The sequence below is a fragment of the Neobacillus vireti genome, from assembly GCF_001026695.1.
Taxonomy (GTDB): domain Bacteria; phylum Bacillota; class Bacilli; order Bacillales; family Cytobacillaceae; genus Neobacillus; species Neobacillus vireti.
In genome coordinates, this window is the sequence record NZ_LDNB01000003.1 from 42,215 (window position 1) to 65,875 (window position 23,661).

General features: G+C 41.6%; 22 protein-coding genes and 2 other annotated features. All 22 genes read right to left on the reverse strand.

Going from position 1 to position 23,661, the window contains the following annotated elements; all coding sequences use genetic code 11:
* Window positions 1-371: 371 nt before the first annotated feature.
* The 22 genes from tuf to gltX all read right to left on the reverse strand — a co-directional run bounded on the left by tuf (window position 372) and on the right by gltX (window position 23,633).
* Window positions 372-1,559, reverse strand: coding sequence for an elongation factor Tu (gene tuf, locus AA980_RS05635; protein ID WP_024027908.1), 1,188 nt, complete (start codon window positions 1,557-1,559; stop codon window positions 372-374).
* A gap of 125 nt (window positions 1,560-1,684) precedes the next feature.
* Window positions 1,685-3,766 carry an elongation factor G gene (gene fusA / locus AA980_RS05640; RefSeq protein ID WP_024027909.1) on the reverse strand — a complete coding sequence of 694 codons (2,082 nt, stop codon included), beginning with the start codon at window positions 3,764-3,766 and terminating at the stop codon, window positions 1,685-1,687.
* A 41-nt stretch (window positions 3,767-3,807) separates the two neighbouring features.
* Window positions 3,808-4,278, reverse strand: a complete 471-nt coding sequence (gene rpsG / locus AA980_RS05645; protein WP_024027910.1) for a 30S ribosomal protein S7 — start codon at window positions 4,276-4,278, stop codon at window positions 3,808-3,810.
* Between the two features lie 39 nt (window positions 4,279-4,317).
* Window positions 4,318-4,740 carry a 30S ribosomal protein S12 gene (gene rpsL / locus AA980_RS05650; protein ID WP_024027911.1) on the reverse strand — a complete coding sequence of 141 codons (423 nt, stop codon included), beginning with the start codon at window positions 4,738-4,740 and terminating at the stop codon, window positions 4,318-4,320.
* 104 nt (window positions 4,741-4,844) lie between these two features.
* Window positions 4,845-5,093, reverse strand: a complete 249-nt coding sequence (locus AA980_RS05655; protein ID WP_024027912.1) for a 50S ribosomal protein L7ae-like protein — start codon at window positions 5,091-5,093, stop codon at window positions 4,845-4,847.
* Between the two features lie 171 nt (window positions 5,094-5,264).
* Entirely contained in the window at window positions 5,265-8,864 is a 3,600-nt protein-coding gene (gene rpoC, locus AA980_RS05660) for a DNA-directed RNA polymerase subunit beta' (RefSeq protein WP_024027913.1), read from the reverse strand.
* A gap of 91 nt (window positions 8,865-8,955) precedes the next feature.
* Window positions 8,956-12,516 (reverse strand): DNA-directed RNA polymerase subunit beta, encoded by a 3,561-nt coding sequence (rpoB, locus tag AA980_RS05665; protein ID WP_024027914.1) that lies wholly within the window; start codon window positions 12,514-12,516, stop codon window positions 8,956-8,958.
* Between the two features lie 256 nt (window positions 12,517-12,772).
* Window positions 12,773-13,372: a class I SAM-dependent methyltransferase gene (locus tag AA980_RS05670; protein WP_024027915.1), complete on the reverse strand. Its 600-nt coding sequence runs from the start codon at window positions 13,370-13,372 to the stop codon at window positions 12,773-12,775.
* 99 nt (window positions 13,373-13,471) lie between these two features.
* Window positions 13,472-13,834 carry a 50S ribosomal protein L7/L12 gene (gene rplL / locus AA980_RS05675; protein WP_024027916.1) on the reverse strand — a complete coding sequence of 121 codons (363 nt, stop codon included), beginning with the start codon at window positions 13,832-13,834 and terminating at the stop codon, window positions 13,472-13,474.
* Between the two features lie 57 nt (window positions 13,835-13,891).
* The gene (rplJ, locus tag AA980_RS05680) at window positions 13,892-14,392 is read right to left on the reverse strand and encodes a 50S ribosomal protein L10 (RefSeq protein WP_024027917.1); all 501 of its coding nucleotides are present in this window, start codon (window positions 14,390-14,392) and stop codon (window positions 13,892-13,894) included.
* A 33-nt stretch (window positions 14,393-14,425) separates the two neighbouring features.
* Window positions 14,426-14,572, reverse strand: a sequence feature (ribosomal protein L10 leader region).
* A gap of 53 nt (window positions 14,573-14,625) precedes the next feature.
* A complete protein-coding gene (rplA, locus tag AA980_RS05685; RefSeq protein WP_024027918.1) occupies window positions 14,626-15,324 on the reverse strand; it encodes a 50S ribosomal protein L1 in 699 nt (232 codons plus the stop codon).
* 100 nt (window positions 15,325-15,424) lie between these two features.
* Window positions 15,425-15,850: a 50S ribosomal protein L11 gene (gene rplK, locus AA980_RS05690; protein WP_024027919.1), complete on the reverse strand. Its 426-nt coding sequence runs from the start codon at window positions 15,848-15,850 to the stop codon at window positions 15,425-15,427.
* A 213-nt stretch (window positions 15,851-16,063) separates the two neighbouring features.
* Window positions 16,064-16,597 carry a transcription termination/antitermination protein NusG gene (nusG, locus tag AA980_RS05695; RefSeq protein ID WP_024027920.1) on the reverse strand — a complete coding sequence of 178 codons (534 nt, stop codon included), beginning with the start codon at window positions 16,595-16,597 and terminating at the stop codon, window positions 16,064-16,066.
* A 139-nt stretch (window positions 16,598-16,736) separates the two neighbouring features.
* On the reverse strand, window positions 16,737-16,919 hold the full coding sequence (gene secE / locus AA980_RS05700; RefSeq protein ID WP_024027921.1) for a preprotein translocase subunit SecE: 183 nt from the start codon (window positions 16,917-16,919) through the stop codon (window positions 16,737-16,739).
* A gap of 51 nt (window positions 16,920-16,970) precedes the next feature.
* Complete coding sequence (gene rpmG / locus AA980_RS26145) at window positions 16,971-17,117, reverse strand: 50S ribosomal protein L33 (RefSeq protein ID WP_024027922.1); 147 nt, start codon at window positions 17,115-17,117, stop codon at window positions 16,971-16,973.
* A gap of 110 nt (window positions 17,118-17,227) precedes the next feature.
* Window positions 17,228-17,878, reverse strand: a complete 651-nt coding sequence (sigH, locus tag AA980_RS05705; RefSeq protein ID WP_024027923.1) for an RNA polymerase sporulation sigma factor SigH — start codon at window positions 17,876-17,878, stop codon at window positions 17,228-17,230.
* 70 nt (window positions 17,879-17,948) lie between these two features.
* Window positions 17,949-18,458 (reverse strand): NYN domain-containing protein, encoded by a 510-nt coding sequence (locus AA980_RS05710; RefSeq protein WP_024027924.1) that lies wholly within the window; start codon window positions 18,456-18,458, stop codon window positions 17,949-17,951.
* Window positions 18,459-18,461: 3 nt separating this feature from the next.
* On the reverse strand, window positions 18,462-19,205 hold the full coding sequence (gene rlmB / locus AA980_RS05715) for a 23S rRNA (guanosine(2251)-2'-O)-methyltransferase RlmB (RefSeq protein ID WP_024027925.1): 744 nt from the start codon (window positions 19,203-19,205) through the stop codon (window positions 18,462-18,464).
* Complete coding sequence (locus AA980_RS05720; protein ID WP_024027926.1) at window positions 19,206-19,625, reverse strand: Mini-ribonuclease 3; 420 nt, start codon at window positions 19,623-19,625, stop codon at window positions 19,206-19,208. It lies immediately after the preceding gene.
* A 4-nt stretch (window positions 19,626-19,629) separates the two neighbouring features.
* A complete protein-coding gene (gene cysS / locus AA980_RS05725) occupies window positions 19,630-21,027 on the reverse strand; it encodes a cysteine--tRNA ligase (RefSeq protein WP_024027927.1) in 1,398 nt (465 codons plus the stop codon).
* Window positions 21,008-21,676 (reverse strand): serine O-acetyltransferase, encoded by a 669-nt coding sequence (cysE, locus tag AA980_RS05730; RefSeq protein ID WP_034723793.1) that lies wholly within the window; start codon window positions 21,674-21,676, stop codon window positions 21,008-21,010. The genes cysS and cysE overlap by 20 nt, the downstream gene beginning before the upstream one ends.
* Window positions 21,677-21,884: 208 nt before the next feature.
* Window positions 21,885-22,129: a binding site (T-box leader), on the reverse strand.
* Between the two features lie 46 nt (window positions 22,130-22,175).
* Window positions 22,176-23,633 (reverse strand): glutamate--tRNA ligase, encoded by a 1,458-nt coding sequence (gene gltX, locus AA980_RS05735; protein ID WP_047771369.1) that lies wholly within the window; start codon window positions 23,631-23,633, stop codon window positions 22,176-22,178.
* Window positions 23,634-23,661 lie beyond the last annotated feature (28 nt).

Sequence of the window (23,661 nt, forward strand, 5' to 3'; positions counted from 1 at the left end):
CCTTTATTCGCCTATTTTAAAAATAGACATTCTCAGTGAAAATTTCCCACACACTCGCCATGGCAAAGCGGCCGGGTGTGTCAGCAACCTTTCACATCATCGCAGTCAAAGACCAACATTGTCTATTATACATAAAACATAAAGCAAACGCAACAATTATCACGATTTTTTTTAGGCTTCTTTGCTGAACACTTTTCCTATTATATAGACTCGCTTTATTTTTTTCAATAGCTTTTGGATATCTCCAATAATCTCCTAATTATGTATTAGTAGTTATGATGGAACATTATATATAGAAGGAACTCAGTTTTTGTTTTTAAAAAACAAAAAAGCAGATGGATCGTCACCCATCTGCTTTTTCTATATTGTGATTACTCTTGGATAGTTGTGATTGAACCTGAACCTACTGTACGTCCGCCTTCACGAATAGAGAACTTAGTTCCTTCTTCGATAGCAACTGGAGCGATAAGTTCAACAGTCATTTCAATGTGATCGCCAGGCATAACCATTTCTACGCCTTCTGGAAGATTACAAATACCAGTAATATCAGAAGTACGGAAATAGAATTGTGGACGATAGTTTGAGAAGAATGGAGTATGACGTCCACCTTCTTCTTTAGATAAAACGTAAACTTGTGCTTTGAACTTTGTGTGTGGAGTGATTGATTTCGGCTTAGCCAATACTTGGCCACGCTCGATTTCTTCACGTGCTACACCACGAAGAAGGGCACCGATGTTGTCACCAGCTTCTGCAAAATCAAGAAGCTTACGGAACATTTCTACACCTGTTACAGTAGTAGATTTTGGCTCTTCAGTGAAACCAACGATTTCAACTACGTCACCAACTTTAACTACACCACGCTCAACACGTCCTGTAGCAACTGTTCCACGACCAGTGATTGAGAATACATCCTCAACTGGCATCATGAATGGTTTGTCAGTGTCACGAGTTGGTGTTGGAATGAATTCGTCAACAGCAGCCATAAGTTCGATAACTTTTTCTTCCCATGCAGCTTCGCCTTCTAATGCTTTAAGAGCAGAACCTTTGATAACTGGAGTGTCATCGCCAGGGAAGTCGTATTCTGATAATAGATCACGAATTTCCATTTCTACTAATTCAAGAAGTTCTTCGTCGTCAACCATGTCACACTTGTTCATGAATACAACAAGGTATGGAACACCTACTTGACGAGAAAGAAGGATGTGTTCACGAGTTTGTGGCATTGGGCCGTCAGTAGCAGACACTACTAGGATACCGCCGTCCATTTGTGCAGCACCAGTGATCATATTTTTAACATAGTCAGCGTGTCCTGGGCAGTCTACGTGTGCGTAGTGACGGTTATCAGTTTCGTACTCAACGTGTGAAGTGGAAATTGTGATTCCACGCTCTTTTTCTTCTGGAGCACCGTCGATTTGATCATATCCGCGTGCTTCTGCTTTACCAGATTTAGCAAGTACAGAAGTGATTGCAGCTGTTAAAGTTGTTTTACCATGGTCAACGTGTCCAATTGTACCAATGTTAACGTGTGGCTTAGAACGGTCGAATTTAGCTTTTCCCATTAGAAAATCCTCCTCTTAATATAAAAGTTAAGTATATTTTTTATGGAAGCTGCAGATGGTTGTCCCAACTTATCAGCTCCCATGCTTACAATAGTAGTTATACTTTAAAGAAAGGTGAAAATCAATTACTCACCTTTATTTTTTTTGATGATTTCTTCAGAAATTGATTTTGGTACTTCTTCATAGTGATCAAAGTGCATAGAGAATACTCCACGACCTTGTGTACTTGAACGAAGTGCAGTTGCATAACCAAACATTTCTGAAAGTGGAACCATTGCACGAACAACTTGTGCGTTACCACGAGCGTCCATACCTTCAACACGGCCACGGCGAGCAGTGATTTGTCCCATGATATCCCCTAAATATTCTTCAGGAATTGTAACCTCAACCCTCATCATCGGTTCAAGAATTACAGGATTACACTTAGAAGCAGCATTCTTAAGTGCCATTGAAGCGGCAATCTTAAATGCCATTTCTGAGGAGTCAACATCATGGTATGATCCATCGAACAATCTTGCTTTAATATCAACTAATGGATATCCAGCAAGAACACCACGATCAAGAGCATCTTCAAGTCCAGCTTGAACAGCAGGGATGTATTCACGAGGAACGACACCACCAACAATACCGTTAACAAACTCGAAGCCTTTACCTTCATCATTCGGTCCGAATTCAATCCAAACGTGTCCGTATTGTCCACGACCACCAGATTGACGTGCGAATTTACCTTCAACTTGTGCAGAACCGCGGAAAGTTTCACGATAGGCAACTTGTGGTGCACCTACGTTAGCCTCAACCTTAAATTCACGACGCATACGGTCAACTAAAATATCAAGGTGAAGCTCTCCCATACCGGCAATGATAACCTGTCCAGTTTCCTGGTCAGTGTGTGCACGGAATGTTGGGTCTTCTTCTTGAAGTTTTTGCAGCGCTGTAGTCATCTTGTCTTGGTCTGCTTTAGATTTTGGTTCTACTGAAAGTTGAATTACTGGCTCAGGGAATTGCATAGACTCAAGGATTACAAGGTTTTTGTCATCACATAGAGTATCACCAGTAGTTGTATCTTTCAGACCTACAGCTGCAGCAATGTCACCGGCATAAACCTTTGAGATTTCTTGACGGCTGTTTGCGTGCATTTGCAGGATACGTCCAACGCGCTCGCGCTTTCCTTTAGTAGAGTTCTGAACATATGAGCCAGACTCTAACATTCCGGAATAAACACGGAAGAACGTTAATTTCCCAACATAAGGGTCAGTCATAACTTTAAATGCAAGAGCTGAGAATGGCTCTTCATCGCTAGAATGACGTTCTATGACTACTTCTTCTTCATCAGGTGCATGACCTTTGATTGCAGGTACGTCTAATGGAGATGGAAGGTAATCGATAACAGCATCCAACATTAGCTGAACACCTTTGTTTTTGAATGCTGAACCACAGATTACAGGATAGAATTCAACATTAACGGTACCTTTACGAATGCCAGCTTTTAGCTCTTCTTTAGTGATTTCTTCACCACCAAGGTATTTCTCCATTAACTCTTCATCAAGTTCTGCTACAGCTTCGACTAATTTCTCACGATATTCTTCAGCGAGTTCGCGGTGTTCTTCCGGAATCTCACCAACTTCAATATCAGTACCTAAGTCGTTACCATAAAATACAGCATTCATTTCCACAAGGTCAATGATTCCTGAGAATTGGTCTTCAGCACCAATTGGTAACTGAATCGGATGTGCATTCGCTTGAAGACGGTCATGGATTGTTCCTACAGAATATAAGAAGTCTGCTCCGATTTTGTCCATCTTATTAACGAATACTACACGTGGTACACCGTAAGTTGTCGCTTGGCGCCAAACTGTTTCAGTTTGTGGCTCAACACCTGATTGTGCATCAAGGACAGCAACCGCACCATCAAGCACACGCAATGAACGCTCTACTTCAACTGTGAAGTCTACGTGTCCTGGTGTGTCGATGATATTTACACGGTGACCTTTCCATTGTGCAGTTGTTGCTGCGGAAGTGATTGTGATTCCACGTTCTTGTTCCTGCTCCATCCAGTCCATCTGAGAAGCGCCTTCGTGTGTTTCACCGATTTTATGAATCTTACCAGTGTAATAAAGAACACGCTCAGTGGTCGTCGTTTTACCAGCATCAATGTGAGCCATGATACCGATATTACGAGTGTTTGCTAAGGAGAACTCTCTTGCCATTGGGTCTTTCTCCTTCCTAGTTTAAAAGTTATAAGGTTAAATTACCAACGATAGTGTGCAAACGCTTTGTTTGCTTCTGCCATTTTGTGTGTATCTTCACGCTTTTTAACGGCTGCACCAGTGTTGTTAGCTGCATCCATGATTTCATTAGCTAAACGCTCTTCCATCGTCTTTTCTCCACGATTACGTGAATAGTTCACTAACCAGCGAAGACCAAGAGTAGTACGGCGGTCAGGGCGCACCTCAACTGGAACTTGATAGTTTGCACCACCTACACGGCGAGCTCTTACTTCAAGAACAGGCATGATGTTTTTCATTGCTGCTTCAAATATTTCCATTGGCTCTTTACCAGAACGTTCACGGATTGTATTGAATGCAGAGTAAAGAATTTCTTGAGATTTACCTCTTTTACCGTCGATCATCATTTTATTGATTAGACGAGTAACTAATTTTGAATTATATAGCGGATCTGGTAAAACGTCTCTTTTTGCTACAGGACCTTTACGTGGCATGTATTTTCCTCCTTTCAAAGAAGCTTCTATTTAAAGTGATTATTTTTTCGCTGCTTTTGGTCTCTTAGTACCATATTTTGAGCGGCCTTGCATACGGTTGTTTACACCAGCTGTATCAAGAGCGCCACGGACGATATGATAACGTACCCCTGGTAAGTCTTTTACACGTCCTCCACGGATAAGAACAACACTGTGCTCTTGAAGGTTGTGGCCGATACCAGGAATGTATGCAGTCACCTCGATACCGTTTGTCAAACGTACACGAGCATATTTACGTAACGCTGAGTTCGGTTTCTTTGGAGTCATAGTACCAACACGAGTACATACTCCGCGTTTTTGTGGTGAAGATACATTTGTTTGTGATTTCTTAAAGCTGTTATAACCTTTATTAAGCGCAGGAGATTTTGACTTCTCCGCCACTGATTGACGAGGCTTGCGCACTAGTTGGTTAATAGTAGGCATGATTTGTTTCCTCCCTTCATTATTTGTAAGCCCACACATCCAGGTGGTTCATTTTTTGGCAAAAACAAAGTTTTTGCAGACTTCTCTATCTACAAAAACAGTTTTTAACGGATAATTGCAACTGCTGCAGCACCCACTTCAATCCCACATGCTTTCCCAAGTTTTTTCTTGGAGTCTACATAGAGGACGGGAACATCCGATCCAAGAGCTTCACCGATAATCTTCGCTGTCACGCTAGTGTCAGCGTCATTAGCAACTACCATCTCTTTTACAAGTCCCTCTTTAAGTGCCTTCACTGTTTGTTTTGTTCCTATAACGATTCTTTGTGCCTGTAATACTTTTTCATAAGACATAAAGCATATCCTCCAAAGTATCAGGTGAATAGGAGCACCTTTGATATAGTAACATCTTCGCAAATGGATGTCAACACGTGTTTTACTTTTTTATACAAAGAAATCATCAATACCAATAGACTTCCTTAAAATACGGTACCTGCTTTTAATCGCAGGTACCGTGAGCTTTAATTAGTCAATTGTCACTGTTTCTTCGGAAGTTGTATCTCTTAGTACCGGCTCAGCTTTACGGTAACGCTGCATGCCAGTTCCAGCTGGAACAAGTTTCCCGATGATAACATTCTCTTTTAAGCCGAGTAGTTCATCGCGCTTGCCTTTAATAGCTGCATCAGTAAGAACTCTTGTTGTTTCTTGGAACGATGCGGCAGACAAGAATGAATCTGTTTCAAGGGAAGCTTTCGTGATTCCAAGTAAGACTGGACGTCCTGTCGCTGGTAATTTCCCGCTTAAGAGTGCTTTTTCATTCGCATCCCTAAACTGATGAATATCAAGAAGGGTGCCTGGAAGAACATCCGTTTCTCCCGCATCACTCACACGAACTTTACGGAGCATTTGACGAACCATAACTTCCACGTGCTTATCGCCAATTTCAACCCCTTGCATGCGGTAAACCTTTTGTACTTCACGCAATAGGTATTCTTGAACCGACCTAACGTCTTTCACTTTGATCAGTTCTTTCGGATCTATTGAACCTTCCGTTAACTCTTGGCCGCGTTCAATCGGATCATTGACTGCTACCTTTAAGCGCGCTGTATATGGCGCATGATAAGTGCGTGATTCGACCTCACCTTGAACAACGATTTCATGCTGACGATCACGCCCCTCATTTATGCCAACGACTATCCCATCAATTTCTGAAATAACCGCTTGACCTTTCGGGTTACGTGCTTCAAAAATTTCTTGGATACGCGGTAAACCTTGGGTAATATCGTCTCCTGCTACACCACCAGTATGGAAAGTACGCATTGTTAACTGTGTACCTGGCTCACCGATGGATTGAGCAGCAATAATACCAACTGCTTCACCAACCTCCACCTCTTGACCAGTTGCCAAGTTACGGCCATAACACTTTTTACATACACCATGACGGGTATTACATGTAAATGCAGATCGGATTTTAACCTCTTCTACACCCGCACCAACAATGATTTCAGCTAAATCTTCAGTAATCAAGCCGTTTTCCGGAACAAGGACTTCTTTTGTCTCAGGATGCTTGATAGCATTTCTTGCATATCGGCCAATTAGACGTTCGTCCAATCCTTCGATTATTTCAGTACCGTCTTTTAAGGCACTAATTAAGAAGCCACGATCAGTTCCGCAATCATCTTCACGCACAATGACATCTTGAGCAACATCTACAAGACGGCGTGTTAAGTATCCAGAGTCAGCCGTTTTAAGGGCTGTATCAGCAAGACCTTTACGCGCACCGTGTGTAGAGATAAAGTACTCTAATACCGTTAATCCTTCACGGAAACTTGATTTAATCGGTAACTCAATGATTCGTCCAGCCGGGTTGGCCATCAGACCACGCATACCAGCAAGCTGTGTAAAGTTGGAAGCATTACCACGGGCGCCGGAATCACTCATCATAAAGATCGGATTCGTTTTATTCAAGGACTTCATCAGCTTGCCTTGAATAACATCTTTTGCTTGGCTCCAGATAGCGATAACACGATCATACCGTTCGTCTTCAGTAATTAGACCACGTCTGAATTGCTTAGTCACATTATCAACTTTTGCTTGGGCATCATGGAGAATTTGTTCCTTTTCACCAAGAACGACAATATCTGCTACCCCTACGGTAATACCAGCTTTTGTCGAATGTTTGAATCCTAAATCCTTCATGCGGTCAAGCATTTTTGACGTTTCAGTAATTTTGAAACGCTTGAATACTTCTGCAATGATATTTCCAAGGATTTTCTTTTTGAATGGATCAACCAAAGGCATTTGAATAATTTTCGCCCTAATGTCTTCCCCTTTTTCAACAAAATACTTCTGAGGTGTTTCAACCTCTAGATTATTTCTTGTTGGTTCATTGATATACGGGAATGACTTCGGCAGAATTTCATTAAAAATAAGCTTACCAACCGTAGTAATTAACAGCTTATTGTTTTGTTCTTCTGTAAATGTTTCATTTCCCAATGAGCCAGCATGAACAGCTACTCGAGTATGGAAGTGAACATAACCATTTTGATATGCAAGGATTGCCTCGCTTGTATCTTTAAAAATCATACCCTCACCAATTGCGCCTTCACGCTCTAAGGTTAAGTAATAGTTACCTAATACCATGTCCTGTGAAGGAGTAACAACAGGTTTACCATCTTTAGGGTTCAAGATGTTTTGCGCAGCCAGCATTAACAGGCGTGCTTCCGCTTGCGCTTCAGATGATAGCGGTACGTGAACAGCCATTTGGTCACCATCGAAGTCCGCATTATATGCAGTACATACAAGTGGATGAAGACGGATTGCCCGTCCTTCAACAAGGGTTGGCTCAAATGCCTGGATTCCTAATCTATGCAATGTTGGGGCACGGTTTAATAGAACCGGATGCTCTCTGATGACATCTTCGAGTACATCCCAAACATCTGGTGAAACTCGTTCAATTTTACGTTTTGCTGATTTGATGTTGTGCGCTAAGCCTTTCTCAACAAGCTCCTTCATCACAAATGGCTTAAACAGTTCAAGCGCCATTTCTTTTGGAAGACCACATTGATACATTTTCAAGTTAGGTCCAACAACAATAACGGAACGACCTGAATAGTCAACCCGTTTTCCAAGCAAGTTTTGACGGAAACGTCCTTGCTTTCCTTTTAGCATATGGGAAAGTGACTTTAATGGACGGTTACCAGGACCTGTGACAGGGCGGCCGCGGCGGCCATTATCAATCAATGCATCAACAGCCTCTTGAAGCATCCGCTTTTCGTTTTGAACGATAATGCTCGGTGCACCAAGATCTAATAAACGCTTTAAACGGTTGTTACGGTTAATAACACGGCGATAAAGGTCGTTTAAGTCAGAAGTCGCGAATCTTCCGCCATCCAATTGAACCATTGGACGAAGTTCTGGCGGAATGACTGGAAGTACATCAAGAACCATCCAATCTGGCTCATTTCCTGATCCACGGAACGCTTCTAGAACTTCAAGACGTTTAATTGCACGTGTACGACGCTGACCTTGAGCGGTTTTTAATTCTTCTTTTAAAAAGTCAACTTCTTTGTTTAAATCGATATCAGCAAGAAGCTTTTTAATCGCTTCAGCGCCCATGGCTGCTTGGAACTTGTTTCCGTACTTGTCACGATACGCGCGATATTCTTTTTCAGATAGAAGTTGCTTCTTATCAAGGGCGGTATCACCGGATTCTGTCACTACATAAGAAGCGAAGTAAATGATTTCCTCCAATGCCCGTGGTGACATGTCTAATACTAGTCCCATTCGGCTTGGAATTCCTTTGAAATACCAAATATGTGAAACAGGTGCAGCAAGCTCAATATGACCCATTCGTTCACGACGAACCTTTGCACGGGTTACTTCCACTCCACAGCGGTCACAAACGACGCCTTTATAGCGGACACGCTTGTATTTGCCACAATGACATTCCCAGTCCTTTGTTGGGCCGAATATTCTTTCGCAGAATAGACCGTCCTTTTCAGGCTTTAAAGTACGATAGTTAATGGTTTCTGGCTTTTTAACCTCTCCGAATGACCACGAGCGGATCTTATCCGGTGAAGCAAGACCAATTTTCATATACTCAAAATTATTAACGTCCAGCAAGGGGCCTACCTCCCTTTCGATCTCCAGGTTTTTCCCTTATTGCGAAGTAAAGCTGAAGCGCACGGATGTGCGCTGCAGCTAGAATAAATAATTACTCTTTTGAACCGACTTTTTCTGATTCTAAGTTTTGCACTTCAGGTGCAATGTTTAACGTGTCGACTTGCTGTAAGTCATCATCATCTTCCGTATCACGCATTTCAATTTCTTGTTCGTCACCGGAAAGAATTTTCACATCCATACCAAGACTTTGAAGTTCTTTAATTAATACCTTGAATGATTCTGGAACGCCTGGTTCCGGAACATTCTCACCTTTGACAATTGCTTCATATGTTTTCACACGGCCAACAACGTCATCTGATTTAACGGTAAGAATTTCTTGAAGTGTGTATGCTGCACCGTATGCTTCAAGTGCCCAAACCTCCATCTCGCCGAATCGCTGTCCACCAAATTGCGCTTTACCGCCAAGTGGCTGCTGCGTTACAAGTGAGTATGGTCCAGTTGAACGGGCATGGAGCTTATCATCAACCATGTGTGCCAGTTTAATCATATACATGACACCAACAGAGACACGGTTATCAAATGGTTCACCGGAACGGCCATCATATAGAACCGTTTTTGCATCACGGGACATCCCCGCTTCTTCAATCGTTCCCCACACATCGTCCTCAGTAGCACCGTCAAATACCGGTGATGCCACGTGAATTCCAAGGTAACGGGCTGCCATCCCAAGATGAAGCTCTAACACCTGACCAATATTCATCCGTGATGGTACCCCTAAAGGATTTAGCATGATATCAACAGGCGTGCCATCTGGTAAATACGGCATATCTTCTTCAGGTAAAATCCGAGAGATAACCCCTTTATTACCGTGTCGGCCGGCCATTTTATCGCCTTCATGTATCTTACGTTTCTGAACAATATATACGCGGACAAGTTGATTTACTCCTGGTGGGAGTTCATCACCATCTTCGCGATTAAATACTTTAACGTCGTGGACAATTCCGCCGCCGCCATGTGGAACTCGGAGTGAAGTATCGCGAACTTCACGAGCTTTTTCTCCAAAAATGGCATGGAGCAGACGTTCTTCTGCCGTTAATTCAGTAACTCCTTTTGGTGTCACTTTACCTACAAGCAGGTCACCGTCTTTTACTTCGGCACCAGTGCGAATTATTCCGCGCTCATCCAGATTACGGAGCGCATCTTCACCCACGTTTGGAATATCACGGGTAATTTCTTCTGGTCCAAGCTTTGTATCACGAGATTCAGATTCGTATTCTTCAATATGAATCGATGTATACACATCATCTTTTACTAGGCGTTCACTCATGATAATCGCATCTTCATAGTTATAGCCATCCCATGTCATAAACGCAACAAGTACGTTACGCCCAAGTGCTAGTTCACCTAACTCCATTGAAGGACCATCGGCAAGGATTTCACCTTTTTTCACACGGTTACCGACAGCAACGATTGGACGTTGGTTATAGCAAGTACCTTGGTTGGAGCGGATAAATTTCAAGAGTCGATATTTTTTAAGATCACCTTTTACTTCTTGACCATCTACTTCTTTAATTTCACGCACCCAAACTTCACGTGCTTCAACATGTTCAACAATACCCTCATGTTTACAAATCACTGCTGCACCTGAGTCTTTTCCTGATACATATTCCATCCCAGTACCTACTCTTGGTGCTTCCGGCTGCATTAGCGGTACAGCCTGCCGCTGCATGTTTGCACCCATTAAAGCACGGTTTGAGTCATCGTTTTCAAGGAATGGGATACACGCAGTTGCCGCAGAAACAACCTGTTTAGGCGATACATCCATATAATCAATGCGATCGCGATTTACAACCGTGTTTTCACCACGGAAACGAGCAACAACATCGTTATCTAGGAATGAACCATCGTCATCAAGACGTGAATTTGCCTGTGCTACTACATAATTATCCTCTTCATCCGCAGTTAAGTAATCGATTCGGCTCGTTACCTTTCCAGTGTCAGGATCAACACGACGGTAAGGTGTTTCAATAAATCCAAAGCGATTTACTTTCGCATACGAAGATAATGAGTTGATTAATCCAATGTTCGGGCCCTCTGGTGTTTCAATCGGACACATCCGCCCATAGTGGGAGTAGTGTACGTCACGGACCTCAAATCCGGCGCGTTCACGGGTTAAACCACCAGGCCCAAGGGCTGATAGTCGACGCTTGTGCGTTAATTCAGCAAGCGGGTTTGTTTGATCCATGAACTGTGATAACTGCGAGCTTCCAAAAAACTCTTTTATCGAAGCAATAACTGGACGAATATTAATTAATTGCTGTGGTGTGATTGTTGCAGTATCTTGGATGGACATTCTTTCACGAACCACACGCTCCATCCGAGACAAACCAATACGGAACTGATTTTGCAGTAATTCCCCAACAGAACGAAGACGTCTGTTTCCTAAATGATCGATATCATCCGTGTCGCCTACTCCATGTAATAAATTGAAGAAATAGCTAATTGATGAGATGATATCTGCAGGGGTAATATTTTTAATTGGTTCAGCCACATAGGCATTACCCAGTACATTAATGACCTTTTCATTCTCATCACCAGGCGCATAAATTTTGATGCCCTGAAGAATGATTTCATCTTCCACAACGCCGCCAACAGGACTGAAGCCTCTGAAATTAATATTCTTTTCAAGTGCCGGAATAATTCTATCAAGATTTCTTCTGTCAAGAACAGTTCCTTTTTCAGCAATAATTTCCCCTGTTTCCGGATCGGCGAGTGATTCTGCTAAACGTTGATTGAAAAGGCGATTTTTAATATGAAGCTTTTTATTGATTTTATAACGCCCTACATTAGCAAGATCATAGCGCTTTGGATCAAAGAAGCGAGATACCAATAAACTCTTTGCATTATCAACGGTTGGCGGTTCACCTGGACGCAGACGCTCATAGATTTCTAAAAGCGCTTTGTCGACACCTTCCGTGTTGTCTTTCTCTAACGTATTGCGAATATATTCGTTATCTCCAATCAATTCGATAATTTCTTGATCGGAGCCGAAGCCTAGTGCACGCAAAAGAACCGTAACGGGCAGTTTCCGAGTACGATCTATTCTCACATATACGACATCTTTGGCATCTGTTTCATACTCCAGCCAAGCGCCGCGGTTCGGAATTACAGTAGCTGTAAATCCTTTCTTTCCATTCTTATCAAATTTTCCATTATAATACACACTCGGTGAACGGACTAATTGTGAAACAATAACGCGTTCTGCCCCATTAATGACAAACGTGCCAGTTTCCGTCATAAGTGGAAAATCACCCATGAAGACATCTTGGTCTTTTACTTCACCAGTTTCTTTGTTTACAAGACGTACTTTCACACGCAATGGAGCAGAATATGTAACGTCCCGTTCTTTTGATTCTTCAACTGAATACTTTGGATCGCCAAGGCTGTAATCAATAAATTCCAGTGATAGGTTACCAGTAAAGTCTTCAATTGGTGAAATATCCTGAAACATTTCACGCAATCCCTCATCCAGAAACCATTGATATGAAGAGGTTTGGATTTCAATGAGATTTGGTAATTCTAATACTTCACTGATTCGTGCGTAACTTCTTCGTTGGCGGTGTCGTCCATACTGAACTAGTTGACCTGTCAACTGATTCACCCCTCAAATCAAGCGTTATTTATTAAATCTATTTACGTCTGCCAGGAGGAAATTTACATCTTCCCAGCAGACAAAAAGAAAAAGGGTTTTTTAACCAAAAAACCACATTTTCACATTTTGGCTATTATTTTGTCATCTTTTCCTTCTTACTCCGTTTTTATACTAAAAAATAAGTATTTTTAGGAATAAATCGGAAATTATTATGATGGCATTTTATAATGCTACCACAACGGATATTTAGAGTCAACTACTTTGTTGCCTTTATGATAAAATAACCTTTGGATTTGTCAATTGTCTCTACAACGGAAAACATCGTCTCTAATTTTTCAAATGTAGATGGCGCCCCTTGTTTCTTTTGAATGACTACCCAAAGCGCGCCTCCAGAAACAAGATGCTCAAAGCTTTGTTCATATATATCATGAACCGTCTTTTTTCCTGCTCTTATTGGCGGGTTTGTTAGGATGGCAGCAAACGTAGTTTCTTTTACATTTAGCAGCCGATCACTCTCATAGATTTCAACATTGTTGATTTCATTCAGGGCTGCATTATCCTTGGCCAGTTCTATTGCTCGTTCATTAACATCCACCATGTGAACCTTACGTCCATGGTTTTCTTTCGCAATCGATAATCCAATCGGTCCATAGCCGCAGCCTACATCAAGAACAAGCCCTTCCACCTCCGGCATAATAAAAGACTCGATTAGCAAACGGGAGCCAAAGTCTACTTCCTTTTTCGAAAAAACACCGTTATCGGTTTTAAAACGAAAAAGATGATTCTTTAGGGTGAAATCCCAATATTTCGGATCACTTTCAACCTTTTGAGTTCGAGAATAGTAGTGTTCAGACATCAGACTCACCTCCCGGGGAGTATTAAAAATAGAGGTAATCGGGGATATTTATCAAGTGAAAAAAAGCCCGCTTATACAGCGAGCTTTTTTATAGATAAATTACTTAACTTCAACGTTAGCTCCAACTTCAGCAAGCTTAGCTTTAACTTCTTCAGCTTCTTCTTTAGAAACGCCTTCTTTAAGAGCTTTTGGTGCGTTGTCAACAAGGTCTTTTGCTTCTTTAAGTCCAAGACCAGTGATTTCACGAACAACTTTGATAACTTTGATTTTTTGATCGCCAGCGCTAGCTAGGATTACATCAAATTCAGTTTGCTCTTCAACAGCAGCAGCACCAGCTCCGCCAACCATTGCTACTGGAGCAGCAGCAGTTACGCCGAATTCTTCTTCGATTGCTTTTACTAGATCGTTAAGTTCTAAAACAGTCATAGATTTAACTGCTTCAATGATTTGTTCTTTAGTCATGATTAAGTTTCCTCCTTAGTTTTCGTTCAAGTTTATTGGTTAAAGCTTAAGTTTAACTTACGCGCCTTGTTCTTCTTTTTGATCTGCCACAGCTTTTGCAGCAAGAGCAAGATTGCGAATTGGAGCTTGTAGTACGCTGAGTAGCATAGATAGCAAGCCTTCGCGTGATGGTAGGTCAGCAAGAGCTTTGATTTCTTCAGCCGTTGCAACGTTCCCTTCAATTACACCTGCTTTAAGTTCAAGTGCTTCATGCTTCTTCGCGAAATCATTCAAAATTTTAGCTGGTGCTACAACATCTTCGGTACTGAACGCGATTGCGTTTGGACCTGTTAATGCTTCGTTTAAACCTGAAAGCTCAGCAGCATCAGCCGCACGGCGTGCCATTGAGTTTTTGTACACCTTAAACTCGACGCCAGCTTCGCGAAGTTGTTTACGAAGTTCAGTAACTTCAGAAACTGTAAGACCACGATAATCAACAACAACAGTTGATACACTCGCTTTTAATTTGTTTGAAATTTCTTCAACAATGTGTTTCTTTGCTTCGATTGCACTGCTCATCTTTACACCTCCTGTAGAATATCTACATTTATACCAGGAAAGCAAAAGCCTCCATATCGATTTTCAGACATGGAGGCAGCATACATCAGCTGAAACGGTTCAGCTAAATCTATTCTCTAACCTCGGCAGGAAATTAAGCCCGTAAGCACCTGCTGTCTACAGTACAAATGTTTATTATTTTAACAACAAAACACATTATATAAAATGTAGTTATGTTTGTCAATTGGTAAAAATTACTTAACTGCAACGGATGAAGGATCTACCTTCACGCCAGGTCCCATTGTTGAAGCAACTGTTACGTTCTTCATGTATGTGCCTTTTGCAGCAGCAGGCTTAACTTTTAACAGAGTTTCAAACACTGTGTTAAAGTTTTCAACCAACTTTTCGTTTTCGAAAGATGCTTTACCGATTGGTACGTGGATGTTACCAGACTTATCAACGCGGTATTCAACTTTACCTGCTTTAATTTCATTGATTGCTCTTGTTACATCAAATGTAACAGTACCTGTTTTAGGGTTTGGCATTAAGCCTTTAGGTCCTAATACACGTCCTAGTTTACCAACTTCACCCATCATGTCAGGAGTTGCAACGATAACATCAAATTCAAACCAACCTTGTTGGATTTTGTTGATGTATTCTGCATCGCCTACATAATCAGCGCCAGCTGCTTCTGCTTCCTTCACTTTTTCACCCTTCGCGAATACTAATACGCGTTGAGTTTTACCAGTTCCGTTTGGAAGTACAACTGCGCCACGGATTTGTTGGTCCGCTTTCTTAGGATCAACGCCTAAACGGAAAGCAACCTCAAGAGTCGCATCAAATTTTGTGTAGTTTGTTTTCTTTGCAAGATCAATTGCTTCTGCAATTGGGTATGCCTTTAGGCGATCTACAAGCTTAGAAGCTTCTAAATACTTTTTACCTTTTTTAGCCATTTTTATTTCCTCCTAGAATGTGGTTTTAGCGAATAATTCTCCCACGAATAAAGGTTGCGTAACCACGCAACCCCCACTCATTACAAACAGTTCACATGGATTAGTCTTCGATAACAATTCCCATGCTGCGTGCAGTACCTTCAACCATGCGCATTGCTGCTTCAACACTTGCTGCATTTAGGTCAGGCATTTTTTGTTCCGCTATCCCGCGTACTGTATCACGCTTTACTGTTGCTACTTTATTACGGTTAGGCTGGCCTGAACCAGACTGAATTCCAGCTGCTACTTTCAATAGAACGGCAGCAGGAGGAGTTTTCGTAATAAATGTAAATGAACGGTCTTCAAAAACCGTGATTTCAACAGGAATGATCAATCCAGCTTGATCTGCTGTACGAGCGTTAAATTCTTTACAGAATCCCATGATGTTAACACCGGCTTGACCTAGTGCAGGACCAACTGGCGGCGCTGGGTTTGCTTTACCAGCAGGAATTTGTAATTTAACAACTTTAATTACTTTTTTAGCCACGAGACACACCTCCTTAAAGTCCGTGATGTGGTAATTGGGAACCTTTGGAACCCTCCCACTCAGGTATCTGTCTTTATATATTAATCATAAAGAACTTGATTAAAGTCTTGTCTCACTAAGAGACATACTGACCTATGAAATATTACCACTTTTTAAAAATGATTTCAAGTTTTTTTACAATATCAGTTTATTTTTCTTTAAAAGCTAATTAAATTAGAGTTTTTCAATTTGTGTAAAATCTAGTTCTACTGGAGTATCCCGTCCAAACATATTTACAAGAACTTTCAGCTTTGATCTGTCCTTGTCCAGTTCTTCAATAGACCCCGTGAAGTTAGCGAATGGTCCTTCCTTCACCCGTACTGTTTCCCCAAGTTCATAATTAACATCGACGCGTTTTTCTTCTACGCCCATCCGTTTAAGAATCATGACCACTTCTTCCGGAAGTAGCGGTGTCGGTTTGGAACCAGATCCCGCAGAGCCGACAAATCCCGTTACGCCAGGCGTATTGCGGACAACATACCAAGAATCGTCCGTCATCACAATTTCAACCAAGACATAGCCTGGGAACACTTTCCGTTTAACTACTTTTTTCTTGCCATTTTTGAAATCAGTTTCTTCTTCTTCAGGAACAACGACACGGAATATTTTATCCGACATCCCCATTGATTCCACACGCTTTTCTAAGTTAGCTTTTACTTTATTTTCATACCCCGAGTACGTATGAACTACATACCAATTCTTTTCCATTTAAGAGGACTAGAGCGTCCGTCCCTCCCTATTCTATCAGTTAAAAATTTATTTTTTAAGCAAATGAAAAAACCCGCATAGACGGGCTTTTAGATAAAATTTCCTTATTAATCACCATTATACCATGAAAGGTAACTTATTATTCAAGAATTAAACGAATCAATTTTGAAATTCCTAAATCCAGAACGGCGAAGAACGCTGCGAAAAAAACAACGGTCGATAATACAGTAACGGTAGAACGAGTTAATTCACTGCGCTTTGGCCAACTGACCTTTCTCATTTCACGGATAACATCACTGAAGAACTTCGTTATGCGCTGCATCTTTAGTAACCCCCAAAATCTAAAAATAACTGCTAGAAAATCTATCTACTTTTACTTTGTTTCCCGGTGTATCGTTTGGGTTGTGCAAGTTTTGCAGAATTTTCTCAATTCTAACCTCTTTGTTTGTGTCTCTTTGCTGACGGTCGAATAATTCCGCGAGCCGCAGTCAACACAAGCAAGAATTACCTTTTTGCTCATATTTCGACACCTTCACCCATTTTTCTTTATATCCTTAAAAATGTAACACGACACCTAATTAATGTCAATATCTAATAAGAACGGATTCAACATAATAGCAATGATTTAATTTACAAGGAAAATTCCCGAATTTCTAAGTATCGTTCAAGCTTTCTTTTCACTCGCTGCAAGGCATTATCAATCGATTTAACATGGCGGTTAAGCTCCTCAGAAATCTCTTGATATGATTGACCATCTAAGTAAAGGGCTAGAACTTTTCGCTCTAAGTCGCTTAATAATTCAGACATTTTTACCTCTATATGGTCATATTCCTCTTGATTAATAAATAATTCTTCCGGGTCAAGTACTTTAGCACCTGACAGAACATCCATTAATGTCCGGTCTGATTCTTCATCATAAATAGGCTTGTCCAAAGAGACATAGGAATTCAACGGGATATGCTTCTGCCGTGTTGCCGTTTTAATCGCAGTAATAATTTGTCTGGTTATACATAGCTCAGCAAATGCCTTGAAGGAGGTAAGCTTGTCCTCGCGGAAGTCACGAATCGCCTTATAAAGTCCAATCATTCCTTCTTGGACGATATCTTCCTTATCCGCGCCAATTAAAAAATAGGATCTTGCTTTTGCACGTACAAAATTACGATACTTATGGATTAAATAATCCAATGCTTCACTATCACCTTGATGCACTAAGTCGACAATTTCCTCATCTTCCATTACGAAGAAGTGGTCATTGCTTTTTGTCCTGAAGTCCGTACTCAACGTAGATCCCCTCCACCGAACAAGCATAGATATTAATAGTATACATTAGAAGTATTTTGAAGTCGAGAGCTCATTTCTGTCCTCTTCGCCATTTTTCAAAAATTTCTGCCATCTCATCGCTAATCGGTATTTTGGAAACTGGTTTTTTTTCTTGAATGTTCTTCACTTTTTTTTCAATGCCTTTTTCAATCGCGGACATTTCTATTAGGAGCTCGCGTGCTGACATCCTTAGAGCCCCTTGTCCAAAAATCGCCCATTGTTCGGTGAAATCTGAAGTGGCAACATGCACCTGCGTTCTCCGATTATTTAAACTAATGGCTAACTTCTCAATCCGCTCATCCGCTGTTTCATTTTCTTTTGTAAAAATGACTTCTACTTTATGATTTTTATATTTTTTTTCTGTCCCTTGCACATAATAGGCATCGAATACAACGATTACACGATACCCAGAAAAGGCCTGGTATTCTGCCATTCTTTCCACTAAGCGGTCCCTAGCCGCGGGCAGGTCTCGATCCTTTAACACCTTTAGTTCTGGCCAGGCACCAATAATGTTATATCCATCAACGAGCAGGATATCCATAAGCTACCTCTCGAGCGGATGCCGTTTTCGATAAACCTCATACATGAGCAATGCCGCAGCCACAGAGGCATTCAAGGATGTTACTTTCCCGGTCATCGGCAAATGAATGAGAAAATCACATTTTTCTCCGATGAGCCGGCCCATCCCCTTTCCTTCACTGCCAATAACTAAGCCCAGTGGCAGCGAGCCATCTATTTGACGGTAATCTTGCTTGCCCTTGGCGTCTGTTCCAGCAATCCATACGCCTCGCTCTTTTAATTCATCAATCGTCCGCGCCATATTGGTCACGCGGACTACCGGTATATATTCAATTGCGCCTGTCGAAGCTTTTGCGACTGTCGCCGTTAATCCAACAGCCCTTCGCTTCGGAATAATAATCCCATGGGCACCGACGGCATCCGCCGTCCTCATAATCGAACCAAGGTTATGCGGGTCCTCAATTTCATCCAACAACAAGAAGAATGGAGGTTCATTTTTCTTTTCGGCCGCCGCAAACAAATCATCGATTTCCGCATATTGATAGGCAGCAACATAAGCCAAGACCCCTTGATGATTTTCTCCCGAGATTTGGTCGATTTTTTTCTTTGGGACAAATTGAACGAGCACATTTGCTTCTTTTGCTAACTGAGTAATCTGCTGCATCTGCCCGCGCTGCGATCCTTCTGCAATTAAGATTTTATTAATATCCCTTTCTGATTTTAGTGCTTCGATAACTGGATTTTTTCCCACGATGTATTCTTGGTCCATCTAGCGCTCCTCCCTTCTTTCCTCCACATATAAAAATGCTTTCTGAATAAGCTCCTCTAAACGATTCTGCTTACCAGTCAAATATAAATATCCCATCAACGCTTCAAACGCTGTACTGTAGTGATAAGTCTGGACATCTGTATTTTTCGGAACAGTCCCTGATTTTGCATTTCTGCCGCGGCTAACCACAGCTAATTCTTCCTCATCCAACAGGTTATCTTCCTTCATTTGAAAAAGGATATGGCATTGCGCCTTCGCTGAAACGTACTTCGTTGCCGTACGATGCAGCTGATTCGGCCTAACCTTACCGCCGTACAAAAGGTGCCGCCTTACATAGGTTTCAAAGATTGCGTCACCCATGTAGGCAAGCGCGAGGCTGTTTAATTGTTTTACATCAATTGTCTGTTCATAATCAAGCATAAACTCAGCCTCTTTTCCACCTAGTACCTTGCGGTGTGTCTTCTAAAATAATATTCATGTCCTTTAATTGATCTCTAATTTGATCAGACAATTGGAAGTTCCGGTCTTTCCGTGCCTGAATTCGTTTTTCAATCAGTGCATCAATTTCTTCATCCATTAACTCTTCAATTTCAAGCGTCAGCCCTAGAACACGAAATAATTCGTCGAATTGGTTTGTAAATGCATCAATAACTTCCACTGCAGTATTCTTTTCTAAAAGGTAATAATTAGCCAGCTTTGAAAGATCAAATAAAACAGAAATGGCCTTTGCCGTGTTAAAGTCATCATCCATTGCCTCAATAAATTGTTCACGGGTAGCAGCAATTTTATTAAGCCACTCATGATTATTATCGGTTAAATCCGTACTCGCCTCTTTGCGATGCTTTAAATTTTGATAAGAGGTTGTCAAGCGCTCCAAAGCAGCCTTAGTACTTTCCAATAATTCCTCGCTGTAATTAATCGGATTGCGGTAATGAACGGATAACATAAAGAACCGTAACACTTGCGGATTATGTTTTTGAATAATTTCATGAACTAACACAAAATTGCCAAGTGATTTAGACATTTTTTCATTATCGATATTAATATAGCCATTGTGCATCCAGTAGTTGGCGAAGGGTTTACCGGTAAGGGCCTCTGTTTGAGCAATTTCATTCTCATGATGCGGGAACGTTAGATCCTGACCGCCGGCATGGATATCAATCGTTTCGCCTAAATACTTTTTCGCCATTGCTGAGCATTCAATATGCCAGCCTGGCCGGCCAAGGCCCCATGGGCTTTCCCAGTAGATTTCCCCTTCTTTTACCGCCTTCCATAAGGCAAAGTCTAGGTCATCTTGCTTTTTATCACCCACTTCAATTCTTGCTCCAACCTGCAAATCATCGATTGATTGATGGGAAAGCTTGCCGTAACCATCAAATTTTCTTGTCCGAAAATAAACATCGCCTTCTGATTCATACGCATAGCCCTTTTCAATCAATTGGCTGATGAAATCAATGATGATTCCCATGTTTTCCATGACCCGTGGATGGACATCTGCTTTTTGGCAGCCTAATGCGGAAACATCCTCATGGTAGGCGCTGATAAAACGGTCGGCAATGGCTGGAACATCTTCCCCTAACTGATTGGCAGCCCGGATTAACTTGTCATCTACATCGGTAAAGTTCGATACGTACTTGACATCATAGCCGCGGTATTCAAAATAGCGCCGGACCGTATCAAAGACAATTGCCGGGCGGGCATTTCCAATATGAATATAATTATAGACTGTCGGACCGCAAACATACATTTTGACCTTTCCTTCTTCGAGCGGTACGAAAGTTTCTTTCTTACGCGTAAGTGTATTATAAATTTGAATGTTCATTGAATTTTATCCTTTCACCTTTGATTTCTTCCAGTTCTTTCTTTAGCTCATCTAGTTCATTTTGCATTTCTCTTAAGCGGTCCGCAACCGGATCTGGCAGGTCACAGTGATTTAGGTCTTTATTAATCCGTTTCCCATCTTGAATGACAACCCTGCCCGGAATACCTACCACGGTTGAATTTGGGGGCACTTCTTTTAAGACAACCGAGCCGCCGCCAATTTTGGAATTCTCTCCAATTGTAATCGATCCGAGTACTTTCGCTCCGGTAGCAATGAGGACATTATCCTTAATCGTTGGATGCCGTTTCCCTTTTTCTTTCCCCGTTCCACCCAGCGTTACTCCTTGATAGATAGTTACATTATCCCCAATTTCACAGGTTTCCCCAATCACCACGCCCATACCGTGGTCAATAAAGAATTTCCTTCCTATTTTTGCCCCTGGGTGAATTTCAATTCCGGTAAAAAACCGGCTTATCTGCGAAATCGACCTGGCAAGGAAAAGTAATTTGCGATTAAATAATGCGTGTGCCACCCGATGCGCCCAAATAGCGTGTAATCCTGAATAGGTCAGGATTACCTCAATGGAGCTTCTTGCTGCAGGATCCTGTTCAAAAACGACCTCAACGTCCTCCCTCAACTTTTTGAACATTGCCATTCCCCCCCGTTTTTTGAATAAGAAAAGCGCAAGCGCCTTGCTTAGCCCCGACAAGCACAAGACGAGCCGGCCGAAAGGTTGTTTTTTAACCTTTTGGACGGATTGGCTTGTGACCTCGAGGGGCTAGGCGCTGGAGCTGGCCAATTCTCAAAGTTCAATGATATAAATTCTGATATTATAAAAAAGCGCCCCTGTCGTATTCGACAGAGACGCTTGTGCGTGGTTCCACTCTGATTAGACCGGTTTAGCTCATCAGAAATTGAAGCTAGATACTGGTCTCACTCTGCCTGTTAACGGATAGGTTCCGCCCATATCTACTAGAGTGGACTCTTTCGAAACGGGACTCAGAGGTGCATTTCAAAAAATGAGAAGCTTAAACCACTTTCAGCCGGTGATGGTTCTCTCTTTCAGCATCATTTTTTTACTTTTCCTCTTCAACACTTTAGAATATATGAATTTCTTTCTTTTACTATATTACATTTCCCCAATAATGTTAACCAATAATTTTTTGAATTCTCATTTGGACTTTATTTTTACCTAATAGTTCAATTGCTTGCGGCAGGTCTGGTCCGTGTGTCTGCCCTGTTACTGCTGCACGAATCGGCATAAATAGATTCTTTCCTTTTTGGCCGGTGGACTTTTGCACAGCTTTCATCGCTGCCTTAATTCCATCGGCTTGGAAGCTTTCAAGCTGGTCAAGTTCGTTTGAAAATGCCTTTAATACTTCCGGCACCTGTTCCCCAGAGAGAACTTCCTTTGCCTCTTCTTCATATTCAGCATCATCTTTAAAGAACATATCTGATAACTCAACGATTTCTGCACCAAAGCTCATTTTTTCCTGTAACAGAGCTACTAATCCGCGAGCCCAATGATGCTCTTCATCAGTCAGATTGGCATTTAAACGTCCCGCGTTAATTAAATGTGGAAGCGCAAGTTCAAGAACCCGGTCAACCTCAATCTTTTTCATGTATTGATTGTTCATCCATGTCAGCTTTTGCTTATCAAATAAAGCAGGTGATTTGGAGAGGCGATTCGCATCAAACAGCTCAATAAACTCATCCTTAGAGTGAATTTCCTCTTCACCACCCGGCGACCAGCCAAGCAAGGTAATAAAGTTAAATAAAGCTTCCGGAAGATAGCCCAAATCCTCATATTGTTCAATAAATTGAATAATCGACTCATCACGCTTGCTTAGTTTCTTGCGACTTTCGTTGACAATCAATGTCATATGGCCAAAAATTGGCGGCTCCCATCCTAATGCTTCATAAACCATTAGCTGTTTAGGTGTGTTAGAAATATGGTCATCGCCGCGAAGGACATGGGAAATCTTCATTAAATGATCATCAATAGCTACAGCAAAATTATAGGTTGGCGTGCCATCCTTTTTAGCAATGACCCAGTCACCCATACCCTCTGATTCGAAGGAAACGGTTCCTTTTACCATATCATCAAACGTATAAGTCTTACCTTCTGGTACTGCAATACGAAGGCTTGGCTCGCGGCCTTCGCTTTCTAATCTATGGCGGTCTTCCGGAGTTAAATGACGGCATTTACCGGAATAATGGGGATTTTCGCCCCTTTCAGATTGGGCCTCGCGCTCGGCTTCAATCTCAGCTTCAGTACAATAACATTTGTACGCATGTCCTGTCTCTAGCAATTGTTTGTAGTAGGTTTCATAAATATCATTTCTTTCCGATTGACGGTACGGGCCAAACTCCCCGCCTACATCGACACTTTCATCCCAATCGATGCCAAGCCACTTTAAATACTTTAACTGGCTTTCTTCGCCACCGGCAATATTCCGTTTTTTATCTGTATCCTCAATGCGGATAATAAATTTCCCGCCTTGATTCCGAGCAAACAAATAATTGAATAGTGCTGTACGGGCATTTCCAATATGTAAATGTCCTGTTGGACTTGGAGCATACCTTACACGAACTTCGTTTGACATAATAATAATGCCTCCATGAATAAATTAT